14 protein-coding genes are annotated in these 15811 nt (G+C 67.6%); 12 read left to right on the top strand and 2 right to left on the bottom strand.

Features of this window, described 5'->3' with window-relative positions:
• Nucleotides 1-4 precede the first annotated feature (4 nt).
• Together ACZK08_RS11060 and ACZK08_RS11055 are read left to right on the top strand one after the other, a co-directional pair.
• Nucleotides 5-1750 (top strand): putative porin, encoded by a 1746-nt coding sequence (locus ACZK08_RS11060; RefSeq protein ID WP_065182344.1) that lies wholly within the window; start codon nt 5-7, stop codon nt 1748-1750.
• Between the two features lie 98 nt (nt 1751-1848).
• A complete protein-coding gene (locus ACZK08_RS11055; protein WP_065182343.1) occupies nt 1849-2178 on the top strand; it encodes a hypothetical protein in 330 nt (109 codons plus the stop codon).
• Here the strand turns inward: ACZK08_RS11055 and ACZK08_RS11050 are convergent.
• Nucleotides 2175-2588 carry an OsmC family protein gene (locus ACZK08_RS11050; RefSeq protein ID WP_065182342.1) on the bottom strand — a complete coding sequence of 138 codons (414 nt, stop codon included), beginning with the start codon at nt 2586-2588 and terminating at the stop codon, nt 2175-2177. The two genes, ACZK08_RS11055 and ACZK08_RS11050, sit on opposite strands and share 4 nt — an antisense overlap.
• 222 nt (nt 2589-2810) lie before the next feature.
• Here ACZK08_RS11050 and ACZK08_RS11045 point away from each other — a divergent pair, with 222 nt between their 5' ends.
• From ACZK08_RS11045 to ACZK08_RS11015, 7 genes are all read left to right on the top strand, one after another.
• Nucleotides 2811-3311, top strand: a complete 501-nt coding sequence (locus ACZK08_RS11045; protein WP_065182341.1) for an RNA polymerase sigma factor — start codon at nt 2811-2813, stop codon at nt 3309-3311.
• A gap of 82 nt (nt 3312-3393) precedes the next feature.
• Nucleotides 3394-4350, top strand: a complete 957-nt coding sequence (locus ACZK08_RS11040) for a FecR family protein (RefSeq protein WP_065176175.1) — start codon at nt 3394-3396, stop codon at nt 4348-4350.
• A gap of 171 nt (nt 4351-4521) precedes the next feature.
• Complete coding sequence (locus tag ACZK08_RS11035; protein WP_065182340.1) at nt 4522-7656, top strand: TonB-dependent receptor; 3135 nt, start codon at nt 4522-4524, stop codon at nt 7654-7656.
• Between the two features lie 54 nt (nt 7657-7710).
• Nucleotides 7711-8475 (top strand): Slam-dependent surface lipoprotein, encoded by a 765-nt coding sequence (locus ACZK08_RS11030; protein WP_065182339.1) that lies wholly within the window; start codon nt 7711-7713, stop codon nt 8473-8475.
• A 91-nt stretch (nt 8476-8566) separates the two neighbouring features.
• A complete protein-coding gene (locus tag ACZK08_RS11025; RefSeq protein WP_065182338.1) occupies nt 8567-10021 on the top strand; it encodes a surface lipoprotein assembly modifier in 1455 nt (484 codons plus the stop codon).
• Nucleotides 10022-10166: 145 nt separating this feature from the next.
• Complete coding sequence (locus ACZK08_RS11020; RefSeq protein WP_065176179.1) at nt 10167-10571, top strand: response regulator; 405 nt, start codon at nt 10167-10169, stop codon at nt 10569-10571.
• Nucleotides 10572-10580: 9 nt separating this feature from the next.
• Nucleotides 10581-12176: a sensor histidine kinase gene (locus ACZK08_RS11015; protein WP_065182337.1), complete on the top strand. Its 1596-nt coding sequence runs from the start codon at nt 10581-10583 to the stop codon at nt 12174-12176.
• 29 nt (nt 12177-12205) lie between these two features.
• On the opposite strand, the gene ACZK08_RS11010 is transcribed toward ACZK08_RS11015, so the two are convergent.
• Complete coding sequence (locus ACZK08_RS11010; RefSeq protein WP_053516280.1) at nt 12206-12430, bottom strand: hypothetical protein; 225 nt, start codon at nt 12428-12430, stop codon at nt 12206-12208.
• A gap of 166 nt (nt 12431-12596) precedes the next feature.
• On the opposite strand from ACZK08_RS11010, the gene ACZK08_RS11005 reads away from it, so the two are divergent.
• From ACZK08_RS11005 to ACZK08_RS10995, 3 genes are all read left to right on the top strand, one after another.
• Nucleotides 12597-13013 (top strand): baeRF12 domain-containing protein, encoded by a 417-nt coding sequence (locus ACZK08_RS11005; RefSeq protein WP_053516277.1) that lies wholly within the window; start codon nt 12597-12599, stop codon nt 13011-13013.
• 5 nt (nt 13014-13018) lie between these two features.
• The gene (locus tag ACZK08_RS11000; RefSeq protein WP_053516275.1) at nt 13019-13342 is read left to right on the top strand and encodes a thioredoxin family protein; all 324 of its coding nucleotides are present in this window, start codon (nt 13019-13021) and stop codon (nt 13340-13342) included.
• A 91-nt stretch (nt 13343-13433) separates the two neighbouring features.
• Entirely contained in the window at nt 13434-15788 is a 2355-nt protein-coding gene (locus ACZK08_RS10995) for a GH92 family glycosyl hydrolase (RefSeq protein WP_065182336.1), read from the top strand.
• Nucleotides 15789-15811: the final 23 nt, after the last annotated feature.

Below are 15811 nucleotides of genomic sequence, written 5' to 3'. Positions count from 1 at the left end.
CGTGATGAACAACCACGTCCGCGCTCGAACCGACTCCCGCCCGTCGCGGCCGGCCCGACGGGCGCTGCTGTGCTGCGCTGTGCTGCTCAGCCTGGCGGCGCCGGCCGGTGCAATGGCTGCTGAGACCACCATGATCAAGCTGATCAAAGGCCTGATGGCCAGTGGCGCGCTCAAGCCCGAGGACGGCCAGGCGCTGCTGGTGCAGGCCGAAGCCGAGGCAGCAGCAGCCCAGCGCGGTGCTGCCGGTGCTGCATCGGCCAGCAGTGGAGGCATCGCGCTTGAGGCGGGCGATGTGCGTGTGCCCTATGTGCCGCAGAGTGTCCGTGATGGCATCCGCGACGAAGTGCGCCAGGACGTAATGGCGCAGGCGAAGGCGGAGGGCTGGGCGGCGCCGAATGAGGTCGCCGAATGGACACAGCGCATCAAGGTGACCGGGGACGTGCGTGTGCGCAGCGAGTCGCGCTTCTATGGCGATGACAACAGCGGCATCGTCAGCAACTGGGCCGCGGTCAATGCGGGCAGTGGATTCGACACCAACACCAATACCAACCTGCAGCTGCCGCCCTTGCTCAACACCCGACAGGACCGCCGTAACCTGTGGCGCATCCGCGCCCGCCTGGGGGTCGAGGCCATGATCGGCGATCACACCACCGCTGGCATCCGCCTGGCCAGCGGCAGCAGCAATGGCCCGGTGTCCACCACCGAGCAGCTGGGGGGCGGCCTGAGCAAGAAGGACGTGTGGCTCGACCAGGCATGGCTGGCCTACAGTCCGGCTGACTGGGTGACCGTGCGTGGTGGCCGTTTCGGCAATCCGTTCTGGAGCAGCGACACCCTGTTCTCCAACGATCTGAACTTCGATGGACTGGCCGCCAACCTGAAGTACGGGTTCGGCGACGGCGATCTGGACCTGTTCGGCACCCTTGCCGTGGCGCCGCTGGAGTACACCTCGGACAGCCTGCAGAGCCGCAGCGGAGAGAAGTCGCCGAACGAGAACAAATGGCTGTCCGGCGCGCAGGCTGGCGTGAACTGGCGCTTCAACGACGACAACGCACTGCGGGCCGCACTGGGCTACTACGACTTCAAGAACATCAGCGGTCGGCTGTCCTCGCCCTGTGCCCTGTACTCCGGCGCCGTCGGCTGCGACACCGACTGGTCGCGCCCGGCGTTCATGCAGAAGGGCAACACCCTGATGCTGATCCGCGACATCGCGCTCAATCCGATGGATCCGGCCGGCACGCCGACGCCGCAGTATGTCGGCCTGGCGTCCGCCTTCCGCCTGGCCACCCTGAACCTGCGTTGGGATACCCGGCTGGCGCAGGACATCGGACTGCGCCTGGAGGGCGACTTCATCCGCAACCTGGCGTACGACACGCAGGCGATGTTCCGCCGCGCCAACAACGGCATCGTCAACAATTTCGGTGCGGGTGACGCTCCCGGCATCGATACGTTCCGCAGCGGCGACACCGCGTGGATGCTGCAGGCAACGTTCGGCGCCACCGACCTGAAGGAGAAGGGGCAGTGGCAGGCACTGCTGGGCTACAAGCGGATCGAGGCCGATGCGCTGCCGGATGCCTACAACGATCCGAACTTCCATCTGGGTGGCACCAACGCGCGCGGCTATTACGTGGGTGGTGCCTATGCGTTGGACGCGCGCAGCTGGATCAGCGGCAAGTGGATGGCTGCCAAGGCGGTGTCGGGCCCGCCGCTGGCGATCGATGTGTTCCAGCTGGAGTTCAACACCGGCTTCTGAGCCGCCAGCGATGACGGGCCGGCACGAAACGTGGCGGGGGTGCAGCGATGCGCCCGTCTAGGGAAAGGAGACCACGCGTGGCAACAAGGAGGAGTGTGATGAGCCGTCGCAAGCTGTTCGAAAATCCCGGGACGTCCAGCCAGATGCTGGGCATCGGTCCGGCCTATGTCTCGGTGGAGGGCCTGCGCCAGCACCTGGCCGAGTTCCTGCTGTACGCCGGCCGCCCGGTGGTGATCATGCGCGGGCGCAGCGAGGTGGGCTATTTCCTGCCGTCCCGCTGCTGGCGCCAGCGTGACGACGATCCGCTGGCGGCCGCCGCGGCCAACCAGATGCTGGATGCCGCGGGTTTCCAGGCCGAGGACATCCAGCAGGTGGAGCGGGAGTTCAACGCGATGCGCCGGCGCACCGTGCTGCATCCCCGCCGCTAGCACTTTCCGGGAGCGGCGTTCTGGCCGCGTTCGCTGGTGATGCGCGCCCCTTCGCGCATCACCAGGGTGACCGGGGTCTTCTCGACCACCTCCAGCAGGCGCTGCCACTGGGCATCGTCCAGCGCGGCGCTGGCATGCAGTATGCGGTGCACATGGAAACGACCATCAGGATCGCGCTCCGAGCGCAGTTCGGCATGGAACTCACCCAGCTCCCAGCCCTTGCGCTGGGCGTACATGCGCAGGGTGATGGCGGTGCAGGCGGCCAGTGAGGCCAGGTACAGGTCGAACGGGGCGAATCCCTTGCCCTGGCCACCCAGCGAGGCCGGCTCGTCGGCGTTGACATCGAAGGTGCCGTTGCTGATGTGGTGCAGGTAGTTGTCAGCCGTCGAGACAATGCGTGCGTAGGCCATGGGCTTCTCCTGTGCGGGGGATGTGGGGCCGGATCAGGCGCGGTGCCGCGCGGCCATCACCGGTGATGATCGGGTGGCAGGGCTATCGTGACAATGGGACTGACGATCCCGGGAGTGGCGGGTGCCGTAGTGCGGGCTGGGCGTGATGGGGTGCCGCGCCCTACAATCACGTCCCGGACCGTCGCCATCACGCCCATCATTCCCCGGTCCGGCCTGGCACCTATGTCTCCCAATGCCCTGGCGCTGGTCGAGCTGTTGATCCGCGAGCGCCGTGCGTTGTCACGCTTCATCGCGCGCTACCTGGACCCGGCCAGCACCGAGGACACCCTGCAGAACCTTTATCTGAAGGCCAGCAGCGTGCCCGGCGATCCGCCGATTCTTGAACCGCGCGGTTACCTGTACCGCATGGCGTACCACCACGCCCTCAACCGCAGCCAGGCCGACGCACGTGAACGGCGGGCGATGGCCGAGTACGCGTGCGAGGTCGGCGATGCCGTTGGTGGTGAGCAACAGGCGCTGGACCAGGCGCAGCTGCGCGAGATCACCCGGACCATCCTTGCGCTGCCGCCGCAGGTACGGGAGTGTTTCGTGCTCAACCGCTACCTGGGCCTGAGCGAGCGTGAGATCGCCGCCCGCCTGGGCATTTCCAAGAGCCTGGTCGGCAAGCATGTGCTGCGCGCGGCAATGCTGATCCAGCAGCACCAGCAGGGCGTACGCCGATGACCCGCAATTACCGTGGGCAGAGGCCGCCCGCCCTTGTCACACCAGTCACGCGCACCGGTTCGTGGTGCGACAGGCTACGACCATGACCACGTCCGAACCCTCGCCGCGACAGGCCAGGCAGGCGTTGCGCTGGGTGATCCGGTGCAGTGCAGGCCCGTTGCCGGACCGGCAGCAGCGGGCCCTGCAGCGATGGCTGCAGGCCGATCCGCGCCATGCCTTGGCCTGGCGCCGCCAGCAGGCATTCTGGGACGGCCTGGACGCGGCTGGGCCGGAGGTGCTGGCCGCACTGCCGGCACTGACCTCCGATCGCCAGGGCCTGCGCCCGATCGCCCCGCGCAGGCGCCTGTCCTGGTGGTGGGCCAGCGTGGCCGCGGTGGTGCTGGCGGTCCCAGCCCTCCCCGGGGTCGCATTGTGGGCGCGCAGCGATCTGCGTAGCGGCGATGCACCCCGTGTGGTGCAACTGGAGGATGGCAGCACGATCGTGCTGGATGCCCGCACCGCGCTGGCCGTCGCATTCGATGGGGATCAGCGGCAACTGCGGCTGCTGCGCGGCCAGGCGTGGTTCCGGGTCGCGCATGAAGCGCGGCCGTTCCGGGTCGAGGCCGGCGGTGGCCTGGTGCGCGACATCGGTACCGCGTTCAGCGTTTCGTTGCAGGACGCGGTGGTGACCGCCCAGGTCAGCGAAGGGGTAGTGGACGTACATCCCGGTGATGGCAGCCTGCAACGGCTGCATGCAGGGCAGGCACGCGCGTTCCGTGACGGACGCTGGCTGCAGCCGGTGAGCAGCCTCGCCAGCGACGCGGTGGCACCCTGGCGGCGCGGTGAGGTTGCCATCGACGATCTGAGCGCGGCGCAGGCCATCGAACGGTTGGCGCGCTATCGGGCCGCACCGGTCTGGGTGCTGGGGAGAAAAGCGGAGCAGATCCGGGTCAGTGGCCTGTTCCATCTGCGCCAGCCGGACCCGGCCATCTCCGCAGTGGCGGCCCAGGCGGGCCTGCGCGTGCAGCGGCTGCCGGGTGGCGCGCTGGTGGTCTGGTGATGCCGGCAGGTTTAGATCGCGATGAAAAAAGCCTGAAAAAAGCGTGGGCAGCCTGCAGCGTGCGCTGTCTATAGAGGTACAGCCAGAGCGAAACACCGTTTTTCCTCAAGCCAGACACACCACCGGCAGCGGCTGTGCCCGTGGTTTCCCCACGCTTGAGGAGTTCCGTCCATGCCGTCCACGGCGTCTGCCTGTCACCGTCGCGCCACCACACTGGCCCTGGCCATCTGCACTGCACTGCTGCCGCTGGTCCGGGTGCCGGCCGCGCAGGCGCAACCCAGCACAGCGGCGGCGCTGCGCCAGTACGCCATCCCGGAGCAGTCGCTGGCAGACGCGGTACGCGCGTTCGGGCGCCAGGCCGATGCGCAGGTGGTGTTCCGCAGCGACCTGGTCGAAGGGCGTCGTTCCAGCGCAGTGCAGGGCCAGTACAGCCAGATGCAGGCGCTGCAGCGGCTGCTGCAGGGCAGTGGGGTGCGTGCCCAGCGAGGCCTGGATGGCACCTGGAGCCTGCGCGCCGCGGCGGACGCAGCGCAGGCATCGGCCGAGGGGGAAGGGGTGCGGGTGACCGATACGCTGGACGTCGCCGGTCGCCTGCAGCCGGAAGGCGGCGAAGCGCGCGATCGCCGTGGCTATGACGACGTGTTCGCGCTGGACCTGACCACGGTGTATTCGGGGCGGGACCGGGTGGAGCGCTTCCGCGGCGCCAACCCGGCCGACGTGGTCAAGGATCTGGTCGGCGTTTTCAGCGGCGATGCGCGCAACAGCGGCGCGCTGGACATCAACATCCGCGGCATCCAGGGGCCGGGGCGGGTGCCGGTGAGCATTGACGGCGGTGAACAGGCCCTCACGGTATGGCGGGGCTACAACGGCGTCAGCAACCGCAACTACATCGATCCCAACCTGATCGGTGGCATCCAGGTCATCAAGGGGCCCGGCCTGGTGCGTGACGTGCACAGTGGCATCGGCGGCGCGCTGGTCATCAGGACCATCGACATCGATGACGTCGTGCCGGCGGGCGAACGCTTCGGCGGGGAGCTGAAGATGGAAGGCAGCAGCAACGCGGTGGCGCCACGCCTGCCACGCCTCCACAGCGGCGAGGACTACCGGACGGTGCCGGGCTTCCCGCAGGGGTCGCCGAACTCGCCCTATGACGACCGCACCCTGGTGGTGCCGGTGCAGTCGCGCAGCGGCAACAATCCATTCGATGGCGAGGACCAGGCGTGGCGACTGGCGCTGGGCCTGCGCGGCGAGACGGTGGACGTGATGGCGGCCTATGCCTGGCGCCGGCGTGGCAACTATTTCTCCGGCAGCCAGGGCAGCGACTACTACGACCAGGACCCACGCGAGCAGTACGAGTACCAGGGCATCGACTACATCACCACGCTGGCCCGCTACTTCAAGCCGGGTGATGAAGTGCCCAATACGTCGAGTGAACAGGAGTCGTGGCTGCTCAAGGCGACGTGGCAGATCAATGACGACCAGCAGCTGAAGGCGAGCTGGCGGCACACGCTCTCGCACTACGGCGAGATCATGCCTTCGCGCATCCTGTCGGCGCCGGACTACGGCCGCATCCAGTGGCCGTTGAGCCGCGTCGACTCGGATGCCTGGAACCTGGAGTATCGCTGGCAGCCGGCCGGCAGCCGCTGGCTGGATCTGTATGCCAATCTGTGGCGCACCGAGACCGACAGCGATACCTATACCGCGGGCGGCTTCCCCAACTTCGCGCCGGGCAATCCGCAATGGGACCCTGAAGCCAGCCCGATCCTGCGCAACACCGCTCTGGCCAACGCGCGCAACGATCGCACCGGCCTGACGGTCAGCAACCGCTTCGCGTTGCACTCCAGCCTCGACCTGACCGTAGGGGGCAACTGGCAGTACGAGAGCCTGGGTTCGCGCGATCCGTACTTCGGCACCACTGATGGCTGGCGCATGTTTCCGCGTGCCGGCCGCCGCCAGGAGGGCGAGGGCTACCTCAACCTGGAATGGCGTCCGCTCGATGTCATCACCCTCAACGCCGGCGTCCGCTACAGCCGCTACTGGGCCTTCGACGACTTCCTCGACGCGCACCCGGAGCTTCTGACCAAGGGGGTGGGCAGCAAGCAGGCTACCTATCGGGTCAACGAGCTGCCCGAGCGACCGGCCAGCCTGCAGGCAGAGATCGATGCGCTGGAAGCAGAACGCGAGTTCTGGGAGAGCATCGGCATGGGCTCGGTGATCGATGATTCGATCCGGGGACTGCTGGCCTATTACGAAACACCGCAGGCAGTGGAGCACAACATCGCGTGGCTGCCCGACGCCAACGGCAACTATGCCCGTGCCACCAACCCGTGCCTCAACGGCGAGGTGGCTGCGATCCCGGGCGTACTGCCGTTGTTCGCCGGCAGCGACCTGGTCTGCAGCATCGGCAACACCGTGCAGGCGCGGCCGGTGGATGGCAGCAACCGGCGCCAGCGCGATCACGCGTGGCTGCCCACTTTCTCGGCGACGGCGCATCTGTCGCCTGCCGCGCGCATCTACCTGCGCTACAGCGAAGCAGTGCGTTTCCCGAGCATGTTCGAAAGCACCATCGCGTTCTCCAGCAGCCTCAACCCGCTGTATGACCTCAAGCCGGAGCATGCCTACAACTACGAGCTGGGTTACGTGCACGACCTGTCGGCGCTGTTCGGAAACACCGCCGACGCCGACGTCAAGCTGGCCTATTACGTGCACAAGACCCGCAACGTGATCGAGCGCGATGCCTACTTCCTGTTCGACAACATTGACAAGCAGACCATCCGCGGCATCGAACTGCAGGCACGCTTCGACAACCGCCGTTTCTTCACCGATCTGGGCATCGCCCGCACGCTGGAAAACGAGGTCTGCGACGAGAGCAGTGCCGTGCTGCTGGATGCCAATCGTGGCCTTGTCCCGAACTGCGTGCAGGACGGGTTCGTCAGCGGCTACCTGCTGACCCAGGCGATTCCGAAGCTGTCGGTCAACGCGTCACTGGGCACCCGCCTGTTCGACGAACGACTGGAGCTGGGCAGCCGGATCATCCACTACCGGCGCCACGAAAACCCGGACCTGCAGGCCTACCGCGACCGGTTGCTGGCCGGTGGCAGCAGCCTGCTCTGGCAGAACGTGCCGTTCACCTGGGGAAACATCACCACGGTGGATGCGTATGCGCGCTGGCGCTTCAACGAGCACGCCAGCGTGGAGCTGGTCGGCAGCAATCTCGGCAACCGCTACTACGTCGACCCGGCCACGCGGTCCACGCTGCCGGCGCCGGGCCGCACCCTCAAGCTGGGCATCACCGCACGCTTCTGAGCACCTGCATTCAAGCGTTGTACCCGTAGTTCCCTCAACCCAAGGAGCAACACCATGAAAATGATCTCCCGTTCCGTCCTGGCGGTCGCCGCCTCCTTCGCCCTGGCCGGCGCGGCGCAGGCAGCCGACATCGTCGGTGCGGCCAGCCCGGTGACCGATGCCGAGCTGTATGTCGCCGTCGGTGATTCCCAGGTCAACGGTGGCCCGCACTCGGCCGGCAAGGCCGGTATCGGCGTCGGCACCGTGTCCAACGCCCGCCGCGTCGATTTCCAGGGCCTGGCCAGCTATTCGGTGCCGACCACCATCAATGGCACCACCGTACGCACGCTGGCCATGCCGATCACCGGTGCGCCGGGCAGCCACTCGGGCATGGGCCACTTCAACTTCGTCAAGGTCGGCAGTGGCGATGTCTGGTTCGGTGAATGGTCCAAGGACGGCGCCGCAGGTGGCTTCAACAACCGCCAGGTGTACTTCGTCGGCGACCGTGCCGGCACCACCCTGCCGGCCGGCGTGGCCACCTACAGCGTGGCTGGCCTGAACAAGTTCAACGGCAGCAACCTGCTCAGCGGCACCTTCCGCGCCAACTTCGGCACCGGCACTCTGCTGGGCGGCCTCAGCGGCGGTGGCCTGTCGGTCAACATCAACGCCACCATCAACAGCGCCACCGCCTCGTTCGCAGGCGCGGCCACCGCCAACGGTTCGGTCAGTGGCACCACCCAGGGCCAGTTCTTCGGTGCCAATGCCGCCACCCTGGCCGGTATCGCCACCTTCGCCGGCAACAGCCAGTACGACACCGCCTTCGGCGGCAGCAAGAACTGATCGCCACGCCCCTGACGGGGCAGGGCAGGGACAAGCCGCGATCCGCCAGTCCCTGCTTCGGCCCGCTGCATCGCTTCACACCGGATCGACCATGCGCCTCCCTCTTTTCTGCCTCCTTCTGCTGGCGCTGACCGCCACGGCGCACGCCCAGCAGGATGACCTGCGCCGCGTGCTGGAGCAGGGCAACGACGTGCGCCATCAACGCCAGGACCAGCAGCGGCTGCAACAGGCCGAACCGGATCGGCCGACCGTCACCCTCGATGGCCGGACCCTGCGCGTGGAGCGCACGGTCGACGACCTGGGCCAGGCGCTGTACCTGTCGTTGCAGCACCAGCAATGGCCCGCCGCGCAGGCCTTCCTGCACGAGTACATTGAACTTCCCGGCCATGACCCGCTGCTGCGCCACTACGCGCAGGGCGCGCTGGCGCGGGTTGCGGGCGAGCATCATCGCGCGGCCCTTGAGTACGAGGCCCTGCTGGCCCTGCAGCCGGATTTCCTGCCTGCGCGGCTTGAACTGGCGCGGGTCTACGCCGAGGACCAGCGTGACCGGGAGGCGACGTCGCTGTTCACCGCGATCGCCGCCCACATCGATGACCGCGACCCTGCCACCGCCGGCGTGCGCGGCCGGGTGCAGGGGTATCTGCAGGCGCTGCAGGCGCGGCGGCGCTGGAAGGGCGCACTGTCCGCCGGACCTGCATGGAGCGACAACATCAACCGCAGTTCGGCCAGCCGCACCTGCCTGTTCGGCGTGGGCGAGGACTGCATCATCGAGCGCAGGTTGCCCGATGCCCAGCGCGCACCGGGGGTGGACTACGACGGCAGCCTGGAACGCCGCTGGGCACTGGCCGGCCACCACGGCCTGTATGTGCGCGGGTTGGCCTTCGGCCAGGCATGGAAAGACAACCGCGCCTACAACGAACTCAACGCCACTGTGCAGGTGGGCTACAGCTGGCGCAGTGCGCGGCACACCCTGCTGCTGGCCCCCGGCTACGACTATCAGGCACTGGGCAACCGTACCCTGCAGGGCGCCGCAGGCGCGCATGCGGAATGGCAATACGCACTGGACCCGCGCAGCCTGCTGAAGCTGGAGGCGGACTGGAAGCGCCAGCGCTATCGGCAACCGGGGCTGGCCGACAACTACGATGGCGCGATGGGAGCACTGTACGCCACCTGGTTCCGTGCGCTCACTGCGCGCTGGACCGTCTTCGCCGGCATCGATCTGGCCGACAGCGGAGCGGCCGACGCAGCCAATGCCTATCGCCAGCGCGGCCTGCGCGTCGGCGCGGCGCGGCAGTGGAGCGGCACGACTGCCACGCTGTTCCTTTCGCTGCGCGAGCGCAGCTACGATGCCTGGAGTCCGCTGCTGGAAGCGCGCCGGCACGACGACGAGCAGAACCTCATCGCGCTGGTACGCAGCGAACGGCTGGCGGTGGCAGGCCTGGTGCCCAGCCTGAGCCTGCGCTACACCCGCATCGACAGCAATGTGGACTGGCTGTACAGCCATGACCGCAGCCTGCTGAGCCTGAAATGGGAGCGTGCGTTCTGACCGCGGGCCGGGCACACAGCGTGTTTGGCCGAGGTGAATGCGATCTCGCTGTTGTCTTCATCCGTCATCACGCGTTCTTGTAGGGCAACTCGCGCATCCTGCGGGCATTGCGGCCGGATGGGCCGCGCGTGTCAGGGAGTACAGCGTGCTGGAGTCGGGCGATGAACGGGAGGGGCTGCAGGGGCTGCGGGTGCTGGTGGCCGAAGATGAATTCGCCATTGCGATGTTCCTGGCCGACTATCTGCAGCTGAAGGGCGCGCACGTCGTGGGCCCGGCCGGTGACCTGCGCGAGTTGGCGCGTCTGGTCGATGATCACCCGATCGACGTCGCCCTGCTGGACATCAACCTGGGTGGTGAACAGGTGTACCCGCTGGCCGACCGCCTGTCCGAGGCGGGGACGCCGTTCCTGCTGACCTCCGGTTACGACGACAACCTGCCGAGCCGCTTCGCCAGCGCGCCGCGCTGCCCCAAGCCCTACCATATCGACGCGTTGGCCCGGCAGCTGGCCGGACTGGTCGCCGCACCGCGGGCTGCTGCGGGCAAGGTCTGACTGCGCGGCATGGGCCGGCGATTGGATACCGCTGCTCCCTCGTCCGTGCGCGGCACAGCACCTCCGGCGCATCGTCTGGGTGGACTGCATGATGGCATGGATGCGCGCATCGCGCGCCATGACTGGTCAGGGACGCCGCTTGGCCCGACTGGGCGGTGGCCGGCGCATCTGCGCGCCACCGTGGACATGATGCTGGCTCATGGGTTTCCCATGATCATCCTATGGGGCCAGGAGCTCATCCAGCTCTACAACGACGGCTATGCCGAGATCCTTGCCGACAAGCATCCCGCTGGCCTGGGGCAGCCCACCCGCGACTGCTGGCCCGAGGTCTGGCACATCAACGGGCCGATCTACGACCGGGTCTGGCAGGGTGAGACCGTCACGTTCGAGGACAAGTTGTACCCGCTGGCCCGGCAGGGCCGGCTGGAGGACGTCTGGTTCACCATCACCTACAGCCCGCTCCGCGGCGAGGAAGGGCAGGTGGGCGGTGTGCTGGTCACCATGTTCGAGACCACGGCAGCGCACGTGGCACAGGCCGCGCGTGAGCGCGAGGAGCGGCGGCGGCAGGAGAGCGACCGGCGCCTGGCGCTGGTGTTCAAGGTATTGCCGGTCGGCCTGTGCATTGTCGATGCGCAGGGGCGGATGCAGCTGTCGAACGACCAGATGCGCGCCTATCTTCCCAGCAGCCAGGTGCCCTCGGCCGATCCGGTCAACCAGCACCGATGGCAGGGCTGGCATGCCGATGGCAGCCCGATCGCACCCGAGGATTTCGCCATCGCACGGGCCCTGCGCGGAGAAACCGTGGTGCCCGGACTGGAGTTCCAGTTCACCCACGATGATGGGTGTGTCCGCTGGACGCGGGTCGCGGCGGCGCCGCTGCGCGATGTCGACGGCGAGGTGACGGGCGTGTTCGCCATCGCTGTGGACATCGATGATCTCAAGCGTGCCACCGAGCGGCAGGCGGTATTGCTGGCCGAGCTGCAGCACCGCGTGCGCAACATCATGGCCACGATCCACGCCATCGCCTGGCGCACACGCGAGTCGGTCGACAGCGTGGACGAGTACGCTGACCGCCTGTGCGCACGCCTCATGTCGCTTTCTCGCACGCAGACCCTGCTCACCCGCAGCGCCAATGCCGGGGTGAGCCTGCGTGGCATGCTGGACCAGGAGATCGCGGTGCAGGGACACGCGCCCGACGGATTCCTTCTGCAGGGCGAGGAGGACGTGCTGCTGCCGCCCAAGGCGGCCGAGGTGCTGTCGCTGGCGGTCCATGAACTGGCCAGCAACGCGCTCACGCACGGCGCATCGGTGCATAGCGATACGCGGATCGAGGTGTCCTGGTCGATGCAGGACATCGACGGTGAAGCCTGGCTGGACCTGCACTGGTGCGAGCGGCGCGCGGTGAACGACGACTGGGTCGTCCCTTCGCATCGCGGGCTGGGTCGGGCGCTGGTCGAACAGCGCATTCCCTACGAGCTTGGCGGTAGCGGCGAACTTGCGTTCTCACCCCAGGGCGTGGATGCGTGGATCCGCTTGCCGCTGCGCGAGCGCGACAGCCTGCTGCAGACCGATGCCACCTCCAGCCTGTCGCCGCCGCGCGGGTAGCGCCTGCGTTCCTTCAATGGCTGGCCGGGTCAGTGCGTGGCGGCTGCGCCGATCAGGGTGCAGGCGAGCGCCATCGCGACCGGTACCGCCAGATGACGCGTCGCCAGCGCGGTGCCCGTGGTCATCAGCGAAGCCAGGGCAATGCCGAGCGCGAGCACCGGCTGGCCCTGCAGGAACTGGTGGATGCAGCCGGCGCATCCAGCGACGGCCAGGCCAACGGCGAAGCAGACATGGAGCAGGGAGGCAGCATGCATGGGGGGGTCCTCGCGGTGATGCCGTGGGTAGCGGCCGGCGCCGGGGCAAGTTGAGCCGCGATCTTCCATTCCAACGAATGGATCACATTGTGTGCGCGCCACGGTTACGGTGGGCGACCTAGGGTGGTGCTGCAGAAACATTCGAAACGCGTACGAGGAGGCAGCGATGGCACGAACGATTCCCGAGGGGACGCTGGTGGTGGTGGCCGATGGTGGTTCGGCCCGGGTGTTCACCAATGTCGGCAGCGCGCAGCAGCTCACGCTGAAGCAGGAGGGCGAACTGCGGCTGCAGGACATCAGCGAGACGGGCGTCTCCGGGCAGGGCCCGGCCGGTGCCGTTCCCAAGGACATGTCCATCGCCCAGCTCAACGAAGCCACCTTCGCCAAGCAGGTGGCCGAACAGCTCAACGAGGATGCGCTCAACAACCGCTATGCCCACCTGCTGCTGGTGGCCGACCCCACCACGCTCGGACGGATCCGTCCGCTGCTGCACAAGGAGACGCAGGCACGGTTGCTGGGCGACATCGCCAAGGACCTGACCAACGCGCCGCTGGCAGACATCCAGCGCAGCCTGGCGGGGTAACCTCGGTGCCCTTCATGCGCACGCACCTGTCCAGCGAGCCGTCACGCGCCGAAGTGGAGGCGCGCGACGGCTGGCAGCTGCTGGAATTCGGTGCGCCCTGGTGCGGCCATTGCCAGGCGGCACAGCCGGCGCTGCAGGAGGTCGTGGAAGCACATGATCTGGCGCACTGGAAGATCGAGGATGGGAAAGGGCGGGCGCTCGGGCGCTCGTTCCAGGTGAAGCTGTGGCCCACGGTGATCCTGCTGCACGACGGCCGGGAAGTGGCACGCGTGGTGCGTCCGCGCGTGCGTGCCGATCTCGCCGCGCTGGAGGGCGCGCTGCCCGACTGAGGGCACGCTGCACCGGGGACTGCGGCCGCACTGCAGCATGCGATGCACGGGCACTGGTGCTAGCATCGGTACACCATCTGAATCGATCCAAATGCCGATGCCCACGCTGGACCGTCGTCTCCTGATCGCCTTCGCCGCCACCGCCATGCTCGCCTCCGGCGCGGCCTGGGCAGCGCCTTCGAAGTCCGCCGCCGACAAGGCGTATGCCTCGGTGGACCCCTTCATCGGTACCGGTGGTGAAGGGCATACCTACCCCGGCGCGACGATACCCTTCGGCATGGTCCAGCTCAGCCCGGACACGCGCATCCAGCCGCGTGAGAAGGCCTACGGCTGGGCCGCCGGATACCGTTATGACGACAGCAGCATCGTCGGCTTTTCGCACACCCACTTCTCCGGCACCGGGCATTCTGATCTCGGCGACATCCTGGTGATGCCGTTCACCGGAAACCCGGGATTGGAACGCGGCGACCCCGAACGGCCCCGCAGCGGCTATGCGTCGCGCTTCCGCCATGACGACGAAAAGGCCGAACCGGGCTACTACGCGGTGACCCTGGACGATTACAAGGTGCGCGCCGAACTGACCACCAGCGCCCGGGTCGGTGTGCATCGCTACGCCTTCCCCAAGGGCGTCGATGCCAAGGTACTGCTGGACATGCGGACCAGCATGTACGACTACCCGGGCAAGGTGCTGTGGTCGCGGGTGCGGGTGCGTACGGACGGCACCATCACCGGTTTCCGCGAGACCCGCGGCTGGGCGCCGGGGCGCCAGCTGTATTTCGCCATGCGCTTCTCGCAACCGTTGGCAGGCCATGCGCTGCACAACACCGAGCAGGACATCGTGTACAAGGGCTTCCCGCCGCCGGGTGAGAAAGATCCGGCACAGCGCGCACAGATCGAAGGCCGCCAGCTGGTCGGCACGTTCGATTTCGGCAGGCTGGATGCTCCGCTGGTGGTGAAGGTGGCGATCTCGCCCGTGAGCGAGGCCGGTGCGATCGCCAACCTGGATGCCGAGGTCGCCGACTTCGACTTCGACCGCGTGCGTGCGCAGGCCCGGCAGGAATGGACGCAGGCACTATCGGTGCTGGACATCGATGCGCCGGAGCATGCGCGGCGTAGCGCCTACACGGCCCTGTACCACACGATGCTGGGGCCGACGCTGTTCATGGATGTGGATGGCCAGTATCGCGGCCCCGACAACGCCGTGCATGTCGCCAAGGGGTATGCCCACTATTCCACGTTCTCGTTGTGGGACACCTACCGGGCGCTGCATCCGCTGCTGACTCTGGTGCAGCCGGAAAAACGCAACAGCGACTTCATCAACTCGATGCTGGCTCACCACGAACACAGCCCGTACGGCATGCTCCCGGTGTGGTCGTTCCACGGCCTGGAAGACTGGTGCATGATCGGTTACCACGCGGTGCCGGTCATCGCCGACGCCTATGTGAAGGGCATCCGCGGCTTCGACGCCGCAAAGGCGCTCGACGCGATGGTGGAGACCGCCAATTACGGTCCCTACGACGGCATCGCGCAGTACCGTGAGCTGGGGTATGTGCCCATCGATGAAGAGGGCGAAGCGGCCAGCAAGACCCTGGAATACGCGTTCGACGACTGGACCATCGCGCGCATGGCGCAGGCGATGGGCAGGAGCGAGATCGCGGCGACATTCGACAAGCGTGCGGCGAACTGGCGCAATGCCTTCGACAAGGACACCGGCTTCATGCGTGCGCGCAAGCGCGACGGCAGTTTCCGCACCCCGTTCGATCCCAGCGCCAGCGGCTACGGCACCGACTACACCGAGGGCAATGCCTGGCAGTACTCGTGGTACGTCCCGCAGGACGTGGCGGGCCTGGCCGCCGCGCATGGCGGCAGCGACCGGCTGCTGGCGAGGCTGGACGAGGTGTTCAACGCCACGGTCGATCCGGCGGTCTTCGAGCACATGGAAGACATCACCGGCCTGATCGGCTGGTATGCGCATGGCAACGAGCCCAGCCATCACGTTGCGTACCTCTACGCCTACGCTGGTCAGCCCTGGCGCACGCAGGCGCGCCTGAAGCAGATCATGGACACCCAGTACGCCGACCGTCCCGATGGCCTGGCCGGCAACGATGACGTGGGCCAGATGTCGGCGTGGTACGTGTTCACCGCGCTGGGCTTCTATCCGGTGGCGCCGGGCTCGGGGGAGTACATCCTGGGCCGCCCGTTCCTGCCAAGGACCGCCATGCGCCTGCCCAACGGCAGGACCTTCACCATCGTGGCCGAGGGGCTGGATGACAGGCACACCTATGTGGGCAGTGTGTCCCTGAACGGCAAACCGCTGCAGCGCACCTTCCTGCGCCACGACGAGATCATGGCCGGGGGCGAGCTGCGCTTCACCATGCAGGCCGAGCCGAACAGGGACTGGCCCGGGCAGGGCGCGCAGGCGCCGTACTCGATGTCAACGCCGTAACGGTAGCGCCGGGCCATGCCCGG

This window comes from Stenotrophomonas sp. 112478_Sma (genome assembly GCF_056479905.1).
Note: the sequence above shows the minus strand (reverse complement) of the source record. Positions and strands in the feature narration are given on the sequence as shown.